This is a genomic window from Mycobacterium sp., from assembly GCF_040509115.1.
Taxonomy (GTDB): Bacteria; Actinomycetota; Actinomycetes; order Mycobacteriales; family Mycobacteriaceae; genus Mycobacterium.
In genome coordinates this window covers 1-20,654 of sequence record NZ_JBEVLO010000525.1, presented here as the reverse complement: position 1 = coordinate 20,654, position 20,654 = coordinate 1, and the positions used below count along the sequence as shown (strand labels likewise).

The window sequence follows — 20,654 nt, the reverse complement described above, 5'->3', positions numbered from 1 at the left end:
CCTGGTCGTAGTTGTAGTAGCCGGTGGTGGCGAAGAGGAACGAGCAGGTCATCGTGATCTCGTCGGCACCGGTGTCGACGGTGAGCGTCCACAGGTTGTCGACGTCGGACCATTCCGCGGCGGTGACCTGGTGCTTGAAGCGGATGTTCTTGTCGATGCCGTTCTCGGCGGCGGCCTCTTTGACGTAGGCCAGGATCGACGGACCGTCGGCGATGGCCTTGGCCGACGTCCACGGCTTGAAGCGGAAACCGAGGGTGAACATGTCGGAGTCGGAGCGGATGCCGGGGTACTTGAACAGGTCCCAGGTGCCGCCCATGTTCTCGCGGCGTTCCAGGATCGCGTAGGTCTTCGAGGGCGAGCGGTCCTGCAGGTGCCAGGCCGCGCTGATGCCGGAGATGCCGGCGCCGACGATCAGAACGTCGAGGTGTTCGGTCATGGCGCCACGTTATCAACACCGTGTCGAATAGGTCAACAGGGTGTCGAGAAATTCGACATGGAGTAAGGTGATCCGCGTGACCACCGCGAGCGCAGCCCGTTCCGGACGAGGCCGTCGCTCGACGCGCCCGTCCGGCGACGATCGCGAGGCCGCCATCTTGGCGACCGCAGAGCGGCTGCTCGAGGACAAGAAGTTCGCCGACATCTCCGTCGACGACCTGGCCAAGGGCGCCGGCCTGTCTCGACCGACGTTCTACTTCTACTTTCCGTCCAAGGACGCCGTGCTGCTGTCGCTGATCGATCCCCTCATCCGCGAGGCGGACACCGGCTTCGACGGCGCCATCGAGGCGCTGCCGAGCGATCCGCGGCGGGCGTTTCGCGAGGGCATCCGGATCTTCTTCACGGCGTTCGGCTCGCACAGCGTCGTGGCGCGCGCGGGCACCGAGGCGCTCGCCACCAGCCCCGAGCTGCGCACCGTCTGGTCGGCCTTCATGCAGAAGTGGATCGACCAGACCGCGGCGTTGATCGAGATCGAGCGGGCCCGTGGCGCCGCCCCCGTCACTCTTCCGGCACGCGACCTCGCCACGTCGCTGAACCTGATGAACGAGCGGACGATGACGGCGACCCTGGTCGACGAGGACGGCGCGGTGGGCAAGGATCAGATCGTCGACACTCTCGCCCACATCTGGTTGACCAGCATCTACGGCGAAGGCCAGTAATTCGCCCGCTCCGCCGCGAGTGTGACCTCACCGACGGTCCACCCGCGTTTGGCGTCGCCTCGTTCACATTCGATGGCGGTTCGGCCCGGATTCGTCGGACATCGGTGCGAACATATGTTCGTGTCGATGCGTGCGGCCTCGGAGTCCGATGGTCGGCCTCGGGGCTCGGCGTCCATCCTGCACGCCGACCTCGACTCCTTCTACGCCTCCGTGGAGCAGCGCGACGACCCGTCGCTGCGCGGCAGACCGGTGATCGTGGGCGGCGGGGTGGTGCTGGCGGCCAGCTACGAGGCCAAGGCCTTCGGCGTGCGCACGGCGATGGGCGGACGTCAGGCCAGGCAGCTCTGCCCGCAGGCGATCGTGGTGCCGCCCAGGATGTCGGCCTACTCGGCCGCCAGCGCCGCGGTGTTCGAGGTCTTCCACGACACCACTCCCCTGGTCGAACCGCTGTCGGTCGACGAGGCTTTCCTGGACGTAAGCGGGCTGGGCCGGGTCTCGGGCACCCCGGTGCAGATCGCGGCGCAGCTCCGCGAGCAGGTGCGCATCCGGGTCGGGTTGCCCATCACCGTCGGCATCGCCCGCACCAAGTTCCTCGCCAAGGTCGCCAGCCAAGAGGCCAAGCCGGACGGCTTGCTGCTGGTACCACCCGACCGTGAACTGGCGTTCCTGCATCCGCTACCGGTGCGAAGGCTGTGGGGCGTCGGCGCCAAGACCGCGGACAAGCTCCACGCCCACGGCGTGCACACGGTCGCCGACGTGGCCGAATTGAGCGAGGCCATGCTCGGCTCGATGGTGGGCGGCGGCATGGGCCGTCAGCTGTATGCGTTGTCGCACAACATCGATCGACGACGCGTCGTCACCGGAGTGCGCCGCCGTTCGGTGGGTGCCCAGCGAGCCCTTGGTCGAGCGGGAAATACCATGTCGGACAGCGAGATCGACGCGGTCGTGGTCAACCTGGTGGACCGCATCACGCGGCGGATGCGGCGAGCGGACCGCACCGGACGGACCATCGTGCTGCGATTGCGGTTCGACGACTACGGCCGCGTCACCCGCTCGCACACGCTGCCGAGGGCCACTGCCTCGACCGACGTCGTCCTCTCCGCGGCTCGGGCGTTGGTGGCCTCGGCGGGTCCGTTGATCGCCGAACGTGGCTTGACGCTGGTTGGTTTCGCGGTGTCCAACATCGACCGCGACGGGGCGCAGCAGCTGGAGTTGCCGTTCGACGCGTCGGCCGAATGCGTCAGGCCGCGGGGTTCTGCCGCCGACCGGATCGCGATCGACGACGCGATGGATGAGGTACGTCAGCGTTTCGGCAACGCCTCGGTGATGCGAGGCGTGCTACTCGGTCGCGATCCCGGGCTCGAGATGCCCATGTTGCCGGACTAGCGGGAGGTCCACTCCAGCAGCTTCTCGACTGGCCAGGTGTTGACGATCCGCTCGACCGGCACGCCGTTGTCAAGGGCGCGCTGAGCGCCGTAGCCCAGGAAGTCGAGCTGCCCCGGTGCGTGCGCGTCGGTGTCGATGGAGAAGTCGCAGCCGATCTCCAGCGCCATCGTGAGCAGTCGAGTCGGCGGGTCCCGTCGCTCGGGGCGCGAGTTGATCTCCACGGCCGTGCCGTGGTCGCGACAGGCGGTGAACACCTTCTCGGCGTCGAACGTCGACTCCGCCCTGATGCCCCTGCCACCCTCGACCAACCTGCCGGTGCAGTGGCCGAGCACGTCGGCCTGCCCGGCCGAGACAGCGCGCACCATCCGGCGGGTCATCGCCACGGAGTCCATCTTGAGCTTAGAGTGCACGCTGGCCACGACGACGTCGAGACGCTCCAGCAGCTCGTCCTCCTGATCGAGGCTTCCGTCGTCGAGGATGTCGACCTCGATGCCGGTCAGAATGCGCATGGGCGCGACGGCGTCCCTCAGCTCGTCGATCACGTCGAGCTGTTCCCGAAGTCGTTCCGGGGAAAGGCCGTTGGCGACCGTCAGCCGAGGCGAGTGATCGGTGAGCGCGCAGTACTCGTGACCCAGTGACTTGGCGGTGGCCATCATCTCGGAGATCGGTGCGGAGCCGTCCGACCAGTTCGAGTGCAGGTGGAGGTCGCCCCGAAGCGCCGACCTGATCTCGCCGCCACCAAGATCTGTTGCCGCCGCGCGTAATTCGACGAGTGCGTCGGGTTCACGACCGGCCCACGCCTGGGCGATCACCTTCGCCGTCTTGGGTCCGACGCCGGGCAGCGACTGCCAGCTGTTGGCCTTGCCATGCTTCTCGCGCTGGGTGTCGTCGAGCCGCTCGACGACGTCGGCGGCGTTGCGGTAGGCCATCACCCGCCGCGAATCCTCGCGGGCGCGGTCCTTGAAGTAGGCGATCTCCCGTAGTGCCAGCACCGGATCCATGGGTCCAGTGTGCCCTTGGCGATCCCCGGCCGTCGCGAGAATTTGGTGCGCGGGTGCCCGACCAGCCGCTGCTAGCGTGATTCGGGACGAAGGATGAGGTAATTGGGACTCACTGACTTTTGGAACAGTCCGGTCTTCGCCGTGCCGAGGGGCCTGTACTTCGGCGCACTGGACGGCGTGGCTCTCGCCGAGGACGTCGTCACCCTCGACGGTCACGGCGTTGCCACCAACGGACGCAAGCTGCTCGGCGATGCGGGTGACGTTCTGCAGGGGCTTTCGAGCCTGGGGGGCTTCACGGGCACGGTCCCCGGGCTGTATGCGGGTTCGGCGTTCGGCAAGCTGTCCGACTCGCCGATCCTCTCCGCCGCGCAGTTGGCGATCTACGCGGAGAGGGCGACGACGGGCTTCGACGACCCGGTGGATGGCACGGGATACCGGGAGTCCGCCGACCGGTTGGAGTCCGCGGTCAACGAGGAGCTCATCTACACGAACGCGGCCGAGGACCGGTGGGATGGAGCGGCGGCGACGGCCTACAACGCGACCAACGAGTCGCACAAGGACCTCGTCTCCAAGGTCCAGGTCGCCGACGATGCGCTGGCGGGAATCCTCGACACCGAGGCCGGTCAGGTCAGCCGGACCAGGCAGACGCTGGACGAGACGTCGCAGACCCTCTACGACTACGGCTTGGCGACCGCGTGGATGAACGCCGTGCCAGGGCTCAACGTCGCCAAGCAGGTTGCCGACGCCGCCGCGGCGGCTGCCGCTCTAGCCACGACCAACACCACCATGATGGTGCTGGTCAAGAACGCCGCCGAGAACGCGCTGCGCGTCAAGGAGTACATCGGCCACTACGAGGACGCCGCCAAGGACACCTCGGGCGACGGTGGTGTGTGCGGGACGTTCGTCGACCCGCAGATCGACACCGCGGACACCACCCGCCCCGGACGGTTGGACCCGAATGCGGAGTTCACGCCGCCGGAACCCCTGGAACCACCGGTGTGGGGCCCGCCTGCCACTCCGTACGGCTCGGATCCTCCCGGCCGATGAGGTTTGCGCGGAGGAAGCACTGACGGAGCCCACGAACGAAGCCACGAACGGAGACCCGAACATGACTGCCCAAGAACAGAACCTCGACGTGGTCACGGAGCACCTCACCTACCTCGCGGGGCGGCACGCCAGGGTGTCGGACCTGATCACCGGTGCCAATCGAACCGCCAGCGACATCGCCGCCGACGTCGTCAGCAGCCACGGGATCGTGTGCGCAACCACCGGGATCGCCGTGTCGTTCGCCGAAACCCAGCGCAAGGCCGCAGGCACCGCGATGTATACGACGTCGACGGAGCTCGACACCAAGCTGGTGGCGGCCGCAACGAACTACGAGGACGTCGACTACCGCGAGGGGCGCAGCCTCGGCGACGCCTGCCAGGTCTGAACACCGGGTGCCAGGACATACGACGTGACGGATCACCTTGGGGCGCAACACGATCACTGGGACGACGATGACATCGGTCCCGACTTTGGCAGCGCCTCCGACTTTGGCAGCGCCCCCGACTTTGGCAGTGCCCCCGATGAGCGATCGGACCTCGACGCACTCGATGGCTACCTGGCCGACGACGCGTCCGACGAGGTGTCGACGATGCTGTTCGCCGCGACGAATCCCACTGGCACGGTGTCGGTGACGGTCCTGATGGACGGCCGGATCCTGCGGGTCGACTTGGCGCCCAACGTGGTCCGGATGACGGAAGCAGAACTCGGCGAGGAGATCTCCGTGATTTGCGGACTTGCTCATCGCCAGGCGCGCGCCGCGCAACACCTGGTGACCGCCGACGCGATGCACCGGTTGGGCCACGATCCCTCTTGGACGCGCGCCTATCTCGAGCGTGAGATCGGTCTGCCGTCGCCAGAGACGGTGCTTTCGGAGAAGTCCCTTCTGTTCGCCACGCGTTACGCATACGACCGTGAGTGATTCGGCGTCCCGCCGACGACGGTGGCCGATCGTGGCGGGTGCGGTGGTTGGGGCCGTCGCGGTGGTTGTGGTCGTCGCGGTGGTTGGGGCCGCCCTCTGGTGGCCGCACGGCGCCCAACCGAGCGCGACGTGGCAGCCACCGATGCAGACCGTCCTGGCCTCGTCGATGCGGGTCGCGCCGGTCACTGGGTGGACGTCGCGCGTCGGCGATCTCGGTCTGCCCGACGGAGCGCGGATCGCGACCGACGCGCAACCGTTCGAGTCCAGTCCATTCGTCGGAAACGTCGGTGACTCCGCCTACTTCGTGGCGGGCAGTCCTGTGCCAACGGGGACGCAGTGGTGGTTGGTCGGGATTGACGTGCGCACGGGCGACCGTCTGTTCGCCCCGGTGCGACTCGATGCCGGGAGGGCGGAGCCGAAGTGCTTCCTCAACGGCCCCGACGCCGTGCTGTGCCTGCGTGACTCCGTCGCCGACGGGGACGTGCGGAGCGGAACCGCCTGGGTCGTCGACGGTCGCAGCGGTGCGGTGTCGTTCACCGGCCCCACCGACCTGCGCACCCAGCCGCCGACGCTGAGGGTGCAGCAGGTAGGCATCCGTGCCGTCGCAGAGACGGCGTCACAGGGTGTCTTCGGCATCGGTGCGACCGCGGAGACCACCTGGTTCGTGCCGGGTGACGGTTCCGTCGACCAGAAGTACGCAACCACGCGTGACGTGGCGGCGGTGACCGTGGTGTCGCAGTCCGAGGACCGGGCGTCGGGCGGCAAGGTGGTGTTCTCGGTGGCCGACGGCTCGGTGGTCCAGTTGGACGTGGCGTCGGACGCCGAGGCAGAGGCCGTCGTCGTCTATCCGGGCGGCTTCGCCGCGGCGGTCGCGGTCGATCGGGGTCCCGCCGAGGTGCAGTTCTTCGACGACTCCGGCAGGCGAACCGGTCGCGACGGGGTTCGGGGCGTCATCGGATCCGGGTCGGCGGACCTGCCGCTCGTCGGGCTCGTCGGTGATGGCTGGGCCGGGTACACGCCGGCCGGCGGGGAGCTCGTGCGGGGTCAGGGCGACGTGCCGTCCGAATCGCGCTTGATCGGCGACGTGCTGTTCGTCCGAGATCACGGCGACGGCATGGTGCGGCGCTGGCAGCGGTACGACCTGCGCACCGGCACGCAGGGCTCGGCCTGCGATCACGATCTCGGCGCCGGGTATCTCGGCACCGACGGCAGTGTCGCCGTCATCGAGGCGGGCAACCCGAACGTCGGTCTCGTCACGCGGGGAGTCGATCTCGCGTCGTGCGTGGACCTTTGGACCATTCGGTCGCCGATCGGTTCGTTCCGCGATGTCTGGCGCGTCGACACGACCCTCGTCGAATTGTCCGACGACGCCTCGGAACTGACGTCGTTGGTGGCGCCGGGCTAGGCGGGTCGCCAGCCGGGATCGCGACCGCTGAGTGCGAGCGTCTGCTCGAATGCCGAGGCGCCAGAGGCGATGTCGACCGCGGGGCCGAACAGCCCCTCGACCGGCCCGCTGGCCGTGAAGCCGGCCATGTGCTGCAGCAACGCGGCCGCGACGTCGTCGTCGACCGCGTAGTCCTGGCCGCTGGACACCGCGACGTCCCAGCCGTGCACCACCACCTCGGTCAGACCTACCATGGCGCAGACCTCGGCTGGCAGGTCGACGCCACCGACCTGGGTCATGCCCTCCCAGGCCGACGCGTCCTGCCAGGCCTCGGCAAGGCCTGCCAGATTCACCGGGTACTGGGTCCGCCAGTGGGCATCCAGTCGGTAACCGTCATCCCCTGGAGGGGTGCCGGTGAGCTCGCCGAAGTCCTTGCGGGCCGCCGCGGCGAAGGCCACCCCGAGCCCACCGACGTGGGCCACCAACTCACCGAGGTTCAGCCTTTCGCAGGGCGTCGGCCCCGCCAACCGGTCGTCGGGCACGTGGTCCAGCAGTTTCGCGGTACGGGCTGCCGCGGTCGTCATGTCGATCATGTGGGTGAAGACTCGCGCCGGTGGTGAAAGTCATCGTGCGCTGCGCGAGGAGCAGCAGCGGTCTCCCAGCATCCGGGCCTACTGTGACAAGAGTGCGATTCGCCTTCAAGACCTCACCGCAGAACACCACCTGGGACGAGCTGCTGCCGATCTGGCAGACCGCCGACGGCATCGACGTGTTCGAGTCCGGCTGGACGTTCGATCACTTCTATCCGATCCTCTCCGACTCCACCGGCCCCTGTCTGGAGGGCTGGATCACCCTGACTGCGCTGGCGCAGGCCACCACGCGGCTGAGGGTCGGCGTGCTGGTCACCGGCATCCATTACCGCCACCCCGCGGTGCTGGCCAACATGGCCTCGGCCCTCGACGTGATCTCTCGTGGTCGCCTCGAGCTCGGCATCGGAGCGGGCTGGAACGAGGAGGAGTCCGGCGCCTACGGCATCGAGCTCGGCACCATGAAGGAGCGCTTCGACCGCTTCGAGGAGGCGTGCGAAGTGTTGACCAGCCTGCTGAGTAAGGACTCGACCACCTTCGATGGCAAGTACTACCAGCTCAAGGACGCGCGCAACGAGCCGAAGGGGCCGCAGCAGCCACGCCCGCCGATCTGCATCGGGGGCAGCGGTGAGAAGCGCACGCTCCCCTTGACCGCGAAGTACGCCGACCACTGGAACTTCGTCAGCGGCACGCCTGCGGAGTTCGCGCGAAAGCGCGACGTGCTCGCCGCCCGCTGCAAGGACATCGGCCGCGACCCGAAGGAGATCACCCTGTCGGCGCACGTCCGGCTCGGCGAGGACCGCAACTACCGGCGGGTGGTCGAAGACAGCGTCGCGCTCGGCGCAGAGGGTCTCGACCTGGCGATCATCTACCTGCCGCCGCCGTATGATCCCGCAGTGCTGGAGCCCCTCGCCGAGGCGATCAGGGATTCGGGGCTGCTCTCCACGCCCTAGACTCCGTCGACCTCCACCACGTGGACGCGGACCCCGGTTGCCGAGATCCGGTCTAGCTGTTCGTGATTGGCCGTCGAGTCGGTGACCAGATGGTGAATTTGGCTCGGCGGCACCATCTTTGCGAGCGTGACCTTGCCGATCTTGGAGCCGTCGACGGCGACGATGACGCGCTGTGCGTTGGCCGCCATGGCGATCGCGGTGCGCGCCTCGGCCTCGTCGAAGGTGGTTGCGCCGATTTCGGCAGACATGCCGTCGGCGCCGAGGATCGCGGTGCCGACGGTGATCACCTGAAACGCATGCTCTGACATCGGGCCAACGGCCTCAAGGGAATTCGCTCGCACCAGGCCGCCAGTGGCGATCACCTTCATGTGGGCGTCGACGGCGCAGTCGGCTGCGATCGTCAGGGAGTTCGTCACGATGGTCATGTTCGGGCGGCCCTTGAGCGCTCTGGCCACCTCGCCGGTGGTGACGCCGCCCGTGAGGGCAACCGCCTGCGGGCCCGCGGGCACCAATGCGGCCGCGCGTTGGGCGATCCGTCGTTTGATGGCCACCATCCGGTGATCACGCAGCCGCACGGGGATCTCGCTACCGCTCGGGTCCAGCGCCCTGGCGCCGCCGTGGGTGCGCACCAGCAGACCCTGCTCCTCGAGTTCGTTGAGGTCCCGGCGCAACGTCGCGGCGGAGACCCGCAGTTCGGCGCACAACACCTGGGACGCGACCTCCCCGCGGTCGCGCAGTCGGGACAGCACCTCACGCATCCGGTCGGTGCGCTTGATCGACATTCGCTGACCCTCCTTGGGACGTTCGATGGAGACGATCAGTTTTCCTGATCGTTTCGTCGATTCGCATTGCGCGCTTTGAGCGAGCTTCTCATGATCGATGAATGTTCCCCGCGTCACACCCACAGGTCGACCGGATCCCGCGATGAGCCAGGCCACGCCGACCTTGCGACCCGCCACCGGGCTAGCCGACACGATCGCCCGGCACCGGGCGGGCGAGTCGGTGGGGATCTACTCCGTGTGCTCGGCGCACCCCACGGTGGTGCAGGCGGCCATCGTGCAAGCGGCCGCTGACGGCAGTCACGTGCTGATCGAGGCCACCTCGAACCAGGTCGACCAGTTCGGCGGCTACACCGGCCTTCGGCCCGCCCAGTTCCGCGATCTGGTGTGGGACATCGCGGACCGCGCCGGGTTCCCGCGCGAGCGCGTCATCCTCGGCGGCGACCACCTTGGCCCCAATCGCTGGCAACGCGAATCCGCCAGTGCGGCCATGGCGAAGGCGGACGTGTTGATCGCCGCGTACGTCGAGGCCGGCTACACCAAGATCCATCTGGACTGCAGCATGTCGTGCGCCGACGATCCCGCCGTCCTGCCCGACGAGGTGGTGGCGAGCCGCTCGACGCGGCTGCTGCGGGTGGCCGAGGACACCGCGCGCCGCATCGGCTCCGACGGCCCGGTCTACGTGATCGGCACCGAGGTGCCGGTGCCCGGTGGCGCCCACGAGACGTTGGATCACCTCACCCCGACTCCCCCGGAACGAGCTCGCCGGACGATCGCCGCGCACCAGAGGGCCTTCGCCGACGAGGGACTGGCATCTGCCTGGCCGCGCGTCATCGCCCTGGTGGTACAGCCAGGCGTGGAGTTCGACCACCTCAACGTCATCGACTACGACCGTGCGGCGACGACCGAACTGCGCCGCGCCCTCGACGGCGAGGACAACCTGGTCTTCGAGGCCCACTCCACCGATTACCAACGGCCCGAGGGGCTTCGACAGCTGGTGGAAGACCACTGGGCCATCCTCAAGGTCGGTCCTGGACTGACGTTCGCGATGCGCGAGGCGCTATTCGCACTGGCGATGATCGAGACCGAACTAGTGCCGCGGACGTCGCGGTCCAACCTCGTCGAGGTGATCGAGCGCCGGATGCTGGCCGAGCCCGGGTACTGGGCGGGCTATTACGACGGCGACTCCCGCGCCCAGCGCACGGCCCGCAGATACAGCTACAGCGATCGGCTCCGCTACTACTGGGCCGACCCCGAGGTCGACGCCGCCAGGCAGACCCTCCTGGCCAACCTCGACCGCACCGGCATTCCGCTACCTCTGATCAGCCAGTTCCTGCCCGGCCAGTACGACCGGATCCGTTCCGGGCTCCTCAAACCAGTCGCGCAGGATCTGGTCGTCGACCGGATCCGCGACGCCCTGCGCCCCTACGCGCAGGCTTGCCAGACCACCACCAACCTCGCCACTGGAGCAGCCGATGACTAAGTCTTCTACGCCGCGCACTCCGTCCCAAGAAGACGGCGGCGCAACGATTCTGGAGATCGGGCAACAGCCCGACGCGTGGCGCGAGGTGGCAGGCCGCACCGACGACGACGCCACCGCCTTCCTCGGGGACCTCCTCGCGCGGCCCGATCTGCGGATCATCCTGACGGGCGCGGGTAGCTCGGCGTTCGCGGGTGACATTGCCGCACCCGCACTGCGCCGCCATCTGAACCTCCGCGTCGATGCCATTCCGACGACCGACATCGTCGCAGGTCCGCTGAACTTCCTGGAACGCGCAACCCCCACCCTGCTGGTGTCGTTCGGACGCTCGGGCAACAGCCCGGAAAGCCTGGCGACCACCGCGCTTGCCGACGAACTCGTCGACGACGTCTGGCATCTCATCCTCACGTGTGACCGCGACGGCGAACTGGGTCGCGCGCATCAGGGTCGCGCGAACTCCCTCGTCGTCTTCATGCCCGAGCGCACCAACGACGTCGGTTTTGCGATGACGTCGAGCCTCACCTCGATGCTGTTGACGGCGCTGCTGCTGCTCGGCCCGGCCCGGCCCAGCGACGCCGACGCCCTCGCCACGGCCGCCCAGCACGTCGTGGATTCGCAGGCCGACATCCGCGCCATCGCCCAGACCAAGAAGCAGCGCTTCGTGTACCTCGGCAGTGGGCCGCTGGAGGGGCTCGCCCGTGAATCCGCCTTGAAGCTACTGGAACTCACCGCCGGTGAGGTGGTGACGTACTTCGACTCTCCGCTGGGTTTCCGGCACGGACCCAAGTCGGTGCTCGACGCGGACACCCTCGTCGTGGTGTACGTCTCGACCGATCCCCACACCCGGCGCTACGACCTCGACATCGTCGCCGAGATCCGCGCTCAACTCGGGCAGGACGCCGTCACGGTGATCAGCACCGCGCCGATCCCGGCAGCGCTTGGCCCGGCCGTCGTGGTTCCCGGCCTCGACGGCCTCGGCGATGCCCTCGTCGCGCTGCCCTATCTGGTGTTCGCACAGTATGTCGCGCTGTTCACCTCGTTGGAGTACCGCAAGACGCCGGACAACCCGTTCCCCTCCGGCGAGGTGAGCCGCGTCGTCAAGGGCGTCACGATCTACCCGATGAACGCAGGTGAGGCACGTGGCTAGATATCTCGGTGTCGACGGCGGAGGCTCGAAGACCGCGTTTGCGCTCATCGATTCGGACGGCCACGTCCTGGCCAGGGCCACCGCGCCCACGTCCTACTACTTCAACGCCGCCACCCAGCAAGATACGCCAGGCCATGACGGCTTCGAGGTCGTCGAACGCGTTCTGGCACAGGGCATCGACGACATCTGCCAGCAGGCAGGCATCGACGGCTCCGGGATCGACCGGGCGTTCTTCGGCATCCCCGGCTACGGCGAGGCCAGCGGTGACATCGCCAGACTCGACGCCGTCGGAGCCCACGTGCTCGGCCACGACCGCTACCGCTGCGACAACGACATGGTGTGCGGGTGGGCGGGATCGCTGGCCTGCGAGGACGGCATCAACGTCATCAGCGGCACCGGATCGATGACCTACGGCGAACGCCGGGGCACCGGCCATCGCGTCGGCGGCTGGGGTGAACTGTTCGGTGACGAGGGTTCGGCGTATTGGGTTGCTACGCAAGGGTTGAACGCGTTCAGCAGGATGAGTGACGGCCGAATGGACCGCAGCGCTCTGCACGACCTTCTGAGGGACCGACTGCAGCTCGCCGGTGACCTCGACGTCGTCAGCCTCGTCATCGACACGTGGGGCGGCAACCGCAGCTCCATCGCCGCGCTGGCGACCACCGTCTGCGAGGCCGCCCGCCAGCACGACCCCGTGGCCACCCGGATCCTGGCGTCGGCCACGGACGAACTGGTGGCCCTCGTCGAAACCACCAGAGTCCGACTCGGTTTCACCGACGAGCCGGTTCCGGTGTCGTACTCGGGCGGAATGTTCTCCGACCGCGGCTTCCGCGAGGCGTTCCTGGCCGCGCTGCAGGCGCTGCCTGCGAAGTACGACGTGCGACGGCCGGTGCTCGATCCCGCCGCGGGCGCCGCCCTCTATGCCGCCAAGGTCGACGGCCGACCCCTGAGTTCGGAGTCCATCCGTCAACTCGCCAACGCCCAACCACGTTCCGAAGAGGTGAAGACGTCATGACCGACAAGACCACCGCGGGCCAGACCCGCAGCTGGATCTTCTACGCAGCACTGCTCATCCTGTTCTGGGGGGTGTGGGGGGCGTTCTCGGCGCTGCCCGCAACGAAGTACGGCTATCCCGACGAGATGATCTATTGCATCTGGGCGCTGACGATGATCATCCCGGCGGCCTTCGCACTGCGCGGCCAGCGCTTCGACCGGCGACCGAAGGCGGCGATGTACGGCCTGCTCATCGGGCTGACCGGCGCCGGTGGTCAGCTTCTGCTCTTCCAGGCGTTGACGATGGGTCCGGCGTACCTCATCTTCCCGATCGTCTCCATCTCACCCGCGATCACCGTGGTGATGGCGATGGTGCTTCTGCGCGAACGGGTTTCGGGCCTGGCGATCGTCGGCCTGGTCGCCGCGCTCGCCGCGATCGTACTGTTCAGCATCACCAGTGCCGACTCCGACGGGTCATCGGGGCCGTGGTTGCCGCTGGCGGTCCTGATCTGCGTGGCGTGGGGCGTGCAGGCCTACTTCATGCGCAAGACCGCGACGATCGGTGTCAACGACGCCACCACGTTCGGGTGGATGGCGATCAGTGGACTGCTGCTGATTCCCGTCGCGCTGATCTCGCTCGGCGGAATCCCGCTCGACTTCCCATGGCAAGCACCGGCATTGACGGCCGGCACCCAGCTGCTCAACGCCGTCGGGGCATTGTTCCTGGTGATGGCACTCAGCCGTGGCAAGGCCTCCATCGTTGCACCGACCACCAACGCGCTGGCACCGGCCCTGACGATCGTCGTGTCGCTGATCGCCTACCAGACCTTGCCGAGCCCGTACGGCGCCATCGGCATCGTGCTGGCCCTCGTCGGCTCGACGTTGATGGTCTACAGCGACGAGAAGCGTGGTGAGGCACTGACCGACGCAGTGCTCGAACCCGTCCCCTCGAAGTCCAAGAGCACCAAGTGAAGCCGACGATCGTCATCGTCGGGGCGGGCAGCGTGGTGTTCACCCGCGAACTGCTCGGCGACATCTTCTCCTTCCCGGAACTCGGTTCGGTCCGCGTCGTCCTGCACGACATCGATGCCGAACGGCTGGAGACGGCCGAGGCGATCGCCCGCGCCACCGCACGGGAGGCGGGTGCCGAACCCGAGGTGGTGGCCACCGCCGACCGCCGAAGGGCACTCGAGGGCGCCAACTACGTCATCAACGTCATCCAGGTCGGCATGCACGAGGCCACGGTGCGTGACTTCGAGATCCCCGAACGCTTCGGCGTGCATCAGACCATCGGCGACACGATCGGTATCGGCGGGATCTTCCGTGGGCTCCGAACGTTCCCCGCGTTGGCGGCCATCGCCAAGGACATGACCGAGGTGTGCCCCGACGCCTGGCTGCTGAACTACACCAACCCGATGGCGATGAACGTGACGTTCCTACGACACGTCGCACCGGAATTGAAGGTGCTCGGCCTGTGCCACTCCGTGTACTGGACGATGGTTGGCCTGTGCGAGCTCGTCGACGTGCCGTTCGACGAGGTGTCGTACTGGTCGGCGGGAGTCAATCACCAGGCGTGGGTGCTGCGGTGGGAGCGCGGCGGCCAGGACCTGTACCCGCTGCTCGACCAGCGCATCGCCGCGGATCCCGAGCTGCGCAGGCGGGTGCGCGTCGACATGTACCGCCGCCTTGGCTACTACCCCACCGAGACCAGCGAGCACAGCAGTGAGTACGTGCCGTGGTACCTGCGCCATCCCGGCGAGATCGACCGGCTCCGCCTCAACGTCGGCGAGTACGTGTCGATCAGCCAGGACAACCTCGCCGAGTACGCAAGTGTCCGAGCGCAGTTGGCCAACGCCGAGACCCTGGCCATCGATGCCGAGGCCACCGAGTACGCCCCGCAGGTGATCCACTCGCTGGAGACCGGGACCGTTCGCGTCATCTCCGCCAACGTCGTCAACGACGGACTGATCACCAACCTGCCCAACGGCGTCGCCGTCGAAGTGCCGACGGTGCTCGACGCCCTCGGTGCCCACCCGACCATGGTCGGCGACCTTCCGCCGCAGTGCGCTGCGCTCAACCGCAGCTTCCTCGGCCCCGTCGAACTCGCGGTCCGCGCCGCCGTCGACGGCGATCCACGGTTGGTTCGGGCGGCGGCGATGGTGGATCCCAACACCGCCGCCACGCTCACCGTCGACCAGATCTGGGAACTGTGCGACGAACTGACCGTCGCTCACGGTGGCCTTCTGCCAGAACCGCTCCGAACCACGCTCACGCCATGAGATCCGAACAAGGAGTGCCCCAAATGATTCGATCCCGCCTCTGCATCGCATTGGCCGCCGTCCTCGCCTTCGTCCTCAGCGCGTGCGGCGGTGGTGGCTCGGCACCGTCGGGACCAACCGAGATCGCGGTGTGGCACGGCTATCAGGACACCGAGGGCGAGGTGTTCAAGGGCCTGATCGCGCAGTACAACAAGGAACATCCCGACGTCAAGGTCACCGACCTGTACTCCAGCAACGACCTGGTGCTGCAGAAGGTGCTGACCGCGGTGCGCGGCGGCAGCGCACCCGACGTCGCGTACATGTTCGGGTCGTGGTCCCCGAACATCGCCCAGATCCCGCAGGTCGTCGACATGGCCGAGGAAGTGTCCCAACCAGATTGGAAGTGGGACGACTTCTATCAGGCTGAGCGCGACGCCGCCACCGTCGGTGACAAGGTCGTTGGCGTGCCAGCCCTGGTGGACAATCTCGCGATCGTCTACAACGAGAAGTTGTTCGCCGAGGCCGGTGTCGCGCCGCCCACCCCGGACTGGACCTGGGACGACTTCCGCGCAGCGGCGGCCAAGCTGACCGATCCGGCCAAGGGACAATACGGCTGGCTCATCCCCGCCGACGGTAGCGAGGACACCGTCTGGCACTACCTTCCGATGCTCTGGGAGGCCGGCGGGGACATCCTGACGCAGGACGACGCACGCACCGCGTTCAACTCCGAGGCCGGTGTCAAGGCACTGACCGTGCTGCAACAAATGGCGGTCACCGACAAGTCGCTCTACCTCGACACCACCAACGAGAACGGCCCGAAGCTGATGAACAGCGGCAAGGTCGCGATGCTGATCACCGGCCCGTGGGATCTCAGCCAGCTGCCCGACATCGACTATGGCGTCCAGGTGATGCCCACGTTCGCCGGATCGTCTGGTGGCCACCAAACGATCGCGGGTCCGGACAACTGGGTGGTCTTCGACAACGGTGACGCCAAGAAGAAGGCGGCGATCGACTTCGTCAAATGGCTCTCGGCTCCCGAACAGGTCAAGGCGTTCTCGCTGGGCACCGGTGATCTGCCGATTCGCACGTCGGTGGGCGAGGACCAGACCGTCCTCGACACGCTCAACGAGAATGTCCCCGGCACAGCGGTATTCGTGCAGAACCTGACCAACGTGAAGAAGGTCAGGCCCACCGTCGAGCAATACCCCGACGTGTCCGAGGCGTTGGGCCAGGCAATCGTGTCCGTCATGCTTGGCAAGGAGCAGCCTGCCGACGCACTGAACTCGGCTGCGCAGGCCGCGGACGCGGCGTTGGCCGAGAAGTAACCGGATGTCGCTCCTCGGTCGGGTGGGTCGCAGCGACGGCGTCGCCGGCTGGGCGCTGGCCACGCCCGCGGCGGTACTGATCGGCATCTTCGGGTTGCTGCCGGTGCTGATGTCGCTGCGGCTGTCCTTCCAGCAGTCCGATCTGCTCACGCCGGAAACGCCATGGGTCGGCCTGGAGAACTACCGGAAACTGGCCGATGACCCAGTCTTCGTCGAGGCCATCAAGCACACCATCGTCTACACCGTGCTGTTCGTGCCGGGAACGATGCTGGTCGGTCTGCTGGTCGCGGCGGCGATGAACCGCTCGCTGCGCTTCATCTCGGTGTACCGCACCGCGGCCTACATCACGATGGCGGTCTCGACCATCTCCCAGGGGATCATCTTCCTGTGGTTGACCGACCGCGACTATGGCTTGGTCAACGCGGGCCTCAACGCCGTCGGGTTACCGTCGCAGCCGTTTCTGGCCTCCCCGTCGCAGGCGTTGTTCGTGATCGTCGCGATGACGATCTGGGGGTGGACGGGCTTCGCGGTGATCGTCTATCTCGCTGCACTGCAAGGGGTTCCAGCAGAGTTGCACGAGGCCGCGGCGATCGACGGGGCGAGCGCATTCACCCGGTTCCGCACCATCACGGTGCCGCTGCTCGGTCCGGCGAATCTGTTCCTGGTGGTCTGGCTGACGATCAACGCACTGCAACTCTTCGACGAGGTGTACGCCACCACGCGCGGTGGTCCACTGCGCGCGACCACCGTCATCGTCTACTACCTGTGGGATCGCGCCTTCGTGCACTTCGATGCCGGGTACGCCGCCGCGATGGCCTACGCGCTGTTCGTCGTCATCCTGGTGATCACCGCCGTTCAGTTCCGGCTGGCGAGGAAGCACGTGCTCGACTGATGACCACAACGGAGCTACCCGTCACCGAAACACCTGCGCCGCACACTGGATCTTCGCCGCGTCGATTCCGGCTGAGACTGCCGTTCAGCCCGTGGCATCTGGTCCTCATCCCGATGACGTTCCTGTTGGTCGTGCCGCTGTTGTGGATGCTCGTCACGTCCCTGGAGACCGAGGGGGAGACCAACCACTTCCCGCCGGTACTCTTCCCAGAGAGCCCGCAGTGGGGGAACTACGCCGAGGCGTGGAACGCGGCGCCGTTCGGCCACTTCTTCGTCAACAGCACGCTGGTCACGCTGGTGGTGCTGATCAGCAATCTGGTCGTGTGCAGCCTGGCCGGCTACGCGTTCGCCCGCATCCGATTCCTCGGTCGCGGAGCGCTTTTCGTCGCGTTGATGGCGACTCTCATGGTGCCGTTCCAGGTCACGATGATTCCGGTGTTCCTGATCGTCAAGTGGTTCGGCGACAACGTGTGGGCGGGCCTTGGGATCGACCACATCGGCGCGCTGATGCTGCCCAACCTGGCGACGGCGTTCGGGATCTTCTTCCTGCGCCAGTTCTTCCAGACCGTTCCGGTCGAGTTGGAGGAAGCGGCCCGGGTCGACGGAACGTCACGGCTGGGCGTGCTGTTCAAGATCGTGCTTCCGCTGTCACTGCCCGCCATGGCGACGCTTGCGGCGTTGACCGTCCTCACGTCGTGGAATGACTTCCTGTGGCCACTGATCGTCATCACGTCCCAGGACCAGATGACGATCCCGTTGGGGCTCAGCTACTTCCAGGGTGCACACCGCGTGAAGTGGCCGCTGCTCATGGCGGCCAACGTAATGAGTCTGCTGCCGATGCTGCTGGTGTTCCTCGGTGCGCAGAAGTACTTCGTCCAATCGGTCGCCAGTACCGGAATCAAGGGCTGAGGGGGAAAGACATTGGCAGAAGTCGAGTTCCGGGATGTGGTGCGGCGGTATCGAGGCGGCCGCGGAGAAGACACCGTCGCGCTCAAGAACCTCAATCTCACCGTGGCGGACGGGGAGTTCCTGATCCTCGTCGGGCCCTCGGGGTGTGGCAAGAGCACCGCGCTGCGCCTGCTTGCCGGCCTCGACAAGCCGACGTCGGGCGAGATCAGGATCGGCGGGGCGGTGGTCAACGGGTTGGCCCCCGGGCAGCGCGACATCGCGATGGTGTTTCAGAACTACGCGCTGTATCCGCACATGACCGTGTACCGCAATCTGGCGTACGGGCTTCGGCAGCGTCGCACCCCGCGCGCCGAGGTGCAGCGACGGGTCCAAGAGACGGCCGAGCTGTTGCAGATCGAGGCACTGTTGGACCGCAAACCGGGTCAGCTGTCGGGCGGGCAACGCCAACGGGTCGCGATGGGGCGGGCGTTGGTGCGCAAGCCGCAGGCGTTCCTGCTCGACGAGCCACTGTCCAACCTCGACGCGAAGCTGCGCAACCAGGTGCGCGGTGATCTCAAGCGGCTGCACCGGGAGGTCCCCGTCACGTCCATCTACGTCACCCACGATCAGGTCGAGGCGATGACGCTCGGCGACCGGCTCTGCGTGATGTCCAACGGCGAGGTTCAGCAGATCGGCACCACCGACGACATCTACAACCGGCCCGCCAATACGTTCGTTGCAGCGTTCATGGGCAGCCCGCCCATGAACCTGGTGCCCGGCATGGTCCGCGACGGCGTGCTGCACGTCGACGATGCCGCGGGTCCGGCGGCGCCGATTCACACCCCGTCGCTCCGCTCGCCGGACGGCCCGGTCACGGTGGGAGTGCGTCCCGAGCATCTGCAATTGCACACCACGCAGGTCGACGGCATGCTGGCCGCCCGCGTCGACTTCGTCGAGCCCCTTGGGAGCCACGCGCTGGTCACCGCGCTGGTCGGTGACACCCGCGTGATCGTCCAGGCGCCCGCGGGAACGGTGCTGGAGTCGGGGACGCGTGTCGGTCTGGCCATGCCGCCCGAACGGACCTACTTCTTCGACGCCGAGACGGGAGAGGCCAGACGCCGCGAGCTGCTCAACGCATGACGGCGAACCAAGGGAAACACCCGATTTGTCGGTAGCGATCCGGCGCTAGCGTCATCCCTCGTGACGCACCGGTCCATTCTCGCGCTCGGCGTCGTCGCCGTGCTGATCGCCTCGTGCAGCGGCCAAGGCGAAACGGCGAGGACGGGCGCCAAGCCGCCACCCAACGCTACAGCCGCGGCACCGGCGAGCGGACTGTTCGCGGGATCGCAGCCGTGGACCACCGACGTCTCGGAAGCGGTGGCGTCGACCCACAGTGATGCGATACTCGCCGCGCTGGCAGGCGCGGGAGGCTGGGGCAACGGCAACGTCTTCCAGGTCGACTTCCAGATCCCGGTGTTCACGGCAGATTCCGGCACGCCACGAATGTCGGTGGTCGGGATCGACGGCTACTGCTACGGCGGCCCTGACTGCGAGGCCGTTCCCGCCGACATGCCGGTCCCCGCCGGCGCCAACGTCGAGGGCTCCTCCGACCTGACGTGCGACGTCTCCGGCGCGACCGAGGGCCAGGGTGACTGTCATCTGCTGGTGGCCGACACCGAGGGGCGTCGACTCTACGAGCTGTATCAGGCCAATCGGGTGGGCGACGAGATGACCGCGCTTGGCCTGTTCACCTGGGATCTCGACGCGAGTTACCCGGACACCTTGCGCGGCGCTCAATGCACCAGCGCCGACGCCGCGGGCTTTCCGATCGCGGCGCTGACGCCCACCGCCGACGAGGTCGCCGCGGGCGAGGTCGCCCATGCGGTGCGGTTCATCCTCCCGAACGACCGGATGAAGGAAGGCGTCTACGTGCCGCCCGCGACGCATGCGGGCGGGCCGACCAACGACGACGCGGACGCGCCGCCGTACGGGGTGAACCTTCGGCTGCGCCCGGACTTCGACGATTCGGCGTTCACCGACCCGCAGAAGGTGGTCATCGCGGCGCTGAAGAAGTACGGGATGTATCTGTCCGACGGTGGCGAAATCGCGCTGACGTTCGCCGACGATCGAACCAGCTCGGCGAAGTGGGCCGACCTCGGCATCGATGCGCAATCGTTCAGTGGCGTGGCGGTCGAGGACTTCGAGGTGATCGACCACGGAGCCGAGGTCGAAGCGACTTACGACTGCGCAAGGCAGCCCATTAACTGACGGCGAAGTAGATATGGCCGCTAAGCAAACAATCGCCGGGGTGCGACCGTGGTGCCGAGCACAGGCTCAGTAGCCGTAGCGCAGCAGCTCCGCGCTGGTGACCAGGCGCTCGTGCTTGGCGGGGAACTCACGGCTGCGGACCGGGTGCCGAAGCAGTGACCAGGCGATTCGACGCATCCTGGAACGGTTGATCG

The 20,654-nt window shown here is 67.3% G+C and carries 21 protein-coding genes; 17 read left to right on the top strand and 4 right to left on the bottom strand.

Annotated features, from left to right (window positions below; all coding sequences use genetic code 11):
• A partial coding sequence (locus ABW137_RS35515; RefSeq protein WP_526407597.1) for a flavin-containing monooxygenase occupies window positions 1-436 on the bottom strand: 436 nt, incomplete at its 3' end.
• 76 nt (window positions 437-512) lie between these two features.
• Between ABW137_RS35515 and ABW137_RS35510 the strand changes: the two genes are divergently transcribed.
• The gene (locus ABW137_RS35510; protein ID WP_526407595.1) at window positions 513-1,154 is read left to right on the top strand and encodes a TetR/AcrR family transcriptional regulator; all 642 of its coding nucleotides are present in this window, start codon (window positions 513-515) and stop codon (window positions 1,152-1,154) included.
• 114 nt (window positions 1,155-1,268) lie between these two features.
• Window positions 1,269-2,540 (top strand): DNA polymerase IV, encoded by a 1,272-nt coding sequence (gene dinB, locus ABW137_RS35505; protein ID WP_526407593.1) that lies wholly within the window; start codon window positions 1,269-1,271, stop codon window positions 2,538-2,540.
• Here dinB and ABW137_RS35500 read toward each other — a convergent pair.
• The gene (locus ABW137_RS35500) at window positions 2,537-3,541 is read right to left on the bottom strand and encodes a PHP domain-containing protein (protein WP_526407592.1); all 1,005 of its coding nucleotides are present in this window, start codon (window positions 3,539-3,541) and stop codon (window positions 2,537-2,539) included. The genes dinB and ABW137_RS35500 overlap by 4 nt on opposite strands.
• A 102-nt stretch (window positions 3,542-3,643) precedes the next feature.
• Here ABW137_RS35500 and ABW137_RS35495 point away from each other — a divergent pair, with 102 nt between their 5' ends.
• The 4 genes from ABW137_RS35495 (at window position 3,644) to ABW137_RS35480 (ending at window position 6,912) form a co-directional block, all read left to right on the top strand.
• Complete coding sequence (locus ABW137_RS35495) at window positions 3,644-4,588, top strand: EspA/EspE family type VII secretion system effector (protein ID WP_526407590.1); 945 nt, start codon at window positions 3,644-3,646, stop codon at window positions 4,586-4,588.
• A 61-nt stretch (window positions 4,589-4,649) separates the two neighbouring features.
• Window positions 4,650-4,973, top strand: coding sequence for a type VII secretion target (locus ABW137_RS35490; protein ID WP_526407588.1), 324 nt, complete (start codon window positions 4,650-4,652; stop codon window positions 4,971-4,973).
• A gap of 24 nt (window positions 4,974-4,997) precedes the next feature.
• A complete protein-coding gene (locus ABW137_RS35485; protein ID WP_526407586.1) occupies window positions 4,998-5,507 on the top strand; it encodes a YbaB/EbfC family DNA-binding protein in 510 nt (169 codons plus the stop codon).
• The gene (locus ABW137_RS35480; RefSeq protein WP_526407584.1) at window positions 5,500-6,912 is read left to right on the top strand and encodes a 9-bladed beta-propeller domain-containing protein; all 1,413 of its coding nucleotides are present in this window, start codon (window positions 5,500-5,502) and stop codon (window positions 6,910-6,912) included. The genes ABW137_RS35485 and ABW137_RS35480 overlap by 8 nt, the downstream gene beginning before the upstream one ends.
• On the opposite strand, the gene ABW137_RS35475 is transcribed toward ABW137_RS35480, so the two are convergent.
• The gene (locus tag ABW137_RS35475) at window positions 6,909-7,484 is read right to left on the bottom strand and encodes a TIGR03086 family metal-binding protein (protein WP_526407582.1); all 576 of its coding nucleotides are present in this window, start codon (window positions 7,482-7,484) and stop codon (window positions 6,909-6,911) included. The two genes, ABW137_RS35480 and ABW137_RS35475, sit on opposite strands and share 4 nt — an antisense overlap.
• A 92-nt stretch (window positions 7,485-7,576) precedes the next feature.
• Here ABW137_RS35475 and ABW137_RS35470 point away from each other — a divergent pair, with 92 nt between their 5' ends.
• Entirely contained in the window at window positions 7,577-8,431 is an 855-nt protein-coding gene (locus ABW137_RS35470) for an LLM class F420-dependent oxidoreductase (protein WP_526407580.1), read from the top strand.
• Here ABW137_RS35470 and ABW137_RS35465 read toward each other — a convergent pair.
• Complete coding sequence (locus ABW137_RS35465; protein WP_526407578.1) at window positions 8,428-9,213, bottom strand: DeoR/GlpR family DNA-binding transcription regulator; 786 nt, start codon at window positions 9,211-9,213, stop codon at window positions 8,428-8,430. The genes ABW137_RS35470 and ABW137_RS35465 overlap by 4 nt on opposite strands.
• A 142-nt stretch (window positions 9,214-9,355) precedes the next feature.
• Between ABW137_RS35465 and ABW137_RS35460 the strand changes: the two genes are divergently transcribed.
• Genes ABW137_RS35460 through ABW137_RS35415 form a run of 10 tightly spaced genes read left to right on the top strand, consistent with a single transcriptional unit; the run spans window position 9,356 to window position 20,460 of the window.
• Window positions 9,356-10,693 carry a D-tagatose-bisphosphate aldolase, class II, non-catalytic subunit gene (locus ABW137_RS35460; protein WP_526407576.1) on the top strand — a complete coding sequence of 446 codons (1,338 nt, stop codon included), beginning with the start codon at window positions 9,356-9,358 and terminating at the stop codon, window positions 10,691-10,693.
• A complete protein-coding gene (locus ABW137_RS35455) occupies window positions 10,686-11,837 on the top strand; it encodes an SIS domain-containing protein (protein ID WP_526407574.1) in 1,152 nt (383 codons plus the stop codon). Before ABW137_RS35460 ends, ABW137_RS35455 begins: the two co-directional genes overlap by 8 nt.
• Window positions 11,830-12,852 (top strand): BadF/BadG/BcrA/BcrD ATPase family protein, encoded by a 1,023-nt coding sequence (locus ABW137_RS35450; protein ID WP_526407572.1) that lies wholly within the window; start codon window positions 11,830-11,832, stop codon window positions 12,850-12,852. The genes ABW137_RS35455 and ABW137_RS35450 overlap by 8 nt, the downstream gene beginning before the upstream one ends.
• Window positions 12,849-13,802 carry an EamA family transporter gene (locus ABW137_RS35445; protein ID WP_526407570.1) on the top strand — a complete coding sequence of 318 codons (954 nt, stop codon included), beginning with the start codon at window positions 12,849-12,851 and terminating at the stop codon, window positions 13,800-13,802. Before ABW137_RS35450 ends, ABW137_RS35445 begins: the two co-directional genes overlap by 4 nt.
• Window positions 13,799-15,109: an alpha-glucosidase/alpha-galactosidase gene (locus ABW137_RS35440; protein WP_526407568.1), complete on the top strand. Its 1,311-nt coding sequence runs from the start codon at window positions 13,799-13,801 to the stop codon at window positions 15,107-15,109. The genes ABW137_RS35445 and ABW137_RS35440 overlap by 4 nt, the downstream gene beginning before the upstream one ends.
• Window positions 15,110-15,132: 23 nt before the next feature.
• Window positions 15,133-16,413 (top strand): ABC transporter substrate-binding protein, encoded by a 1,281-nt coding sequence (locus ABW137_RS35435; protein ID WP_526407566.1) that lies wholly within the window; start codon window positions 15,133-15,135, stop codon window positions 16,411-16,413.
• 4 nt (window positions 16,414-16,417) lie between these two features.
• Window positions 16,418-17,305 (top strand): carbohydrate ABC transporter permease, encoded by an 888-nt coding sequence (locus ABW137_RS35430; RefSeq protein WP_526407564.1) that lies wholly within the window; start codon window positions 16,418-16,420, stop codon window positions 17,303-17,305.
• On the top strand, window positions 17,305-18,213 hold the full coding sequence (locus tag ABW137_RS35425) for a carbohydrate ABC transporter permease (RefSeq protein ID WP_526407562.1): 909 nt from the start codon (window positions 17,305-17,307) through the stop codon (window positions 18,211-18,213). The genes ABW137_RS35430 and ABW137_RS35425 overlap by 1 nt, the downstream gene beginning before the upstream one ends.
• A gap of 12 nt (window positions 18,214-18,225) precedes the next feature.
• Entirely contained in the window at window positions 18,226-19,332 is a 1,107-nt protein-coding gene (locus ABW137_RS35420) for an ABC transporter ATP-binding protein (RefSeq protein ID WP_526407560.1), read from the top strand.
• Between the two features lie 60 nt (window positions 19,333-19,392).
• Complete coding sequence (locus ABW137_RS35415) at window positions 19,393-20,460, top strand: hypothetical protein (protein ID WP_526407558.1); 1,068 nt, start codon at window positions 19,393-19,395, stop codon at window positions 20,458-20,460.
• Window positions 20,461-20,654 lie beyond the last annotated feature (194 nt).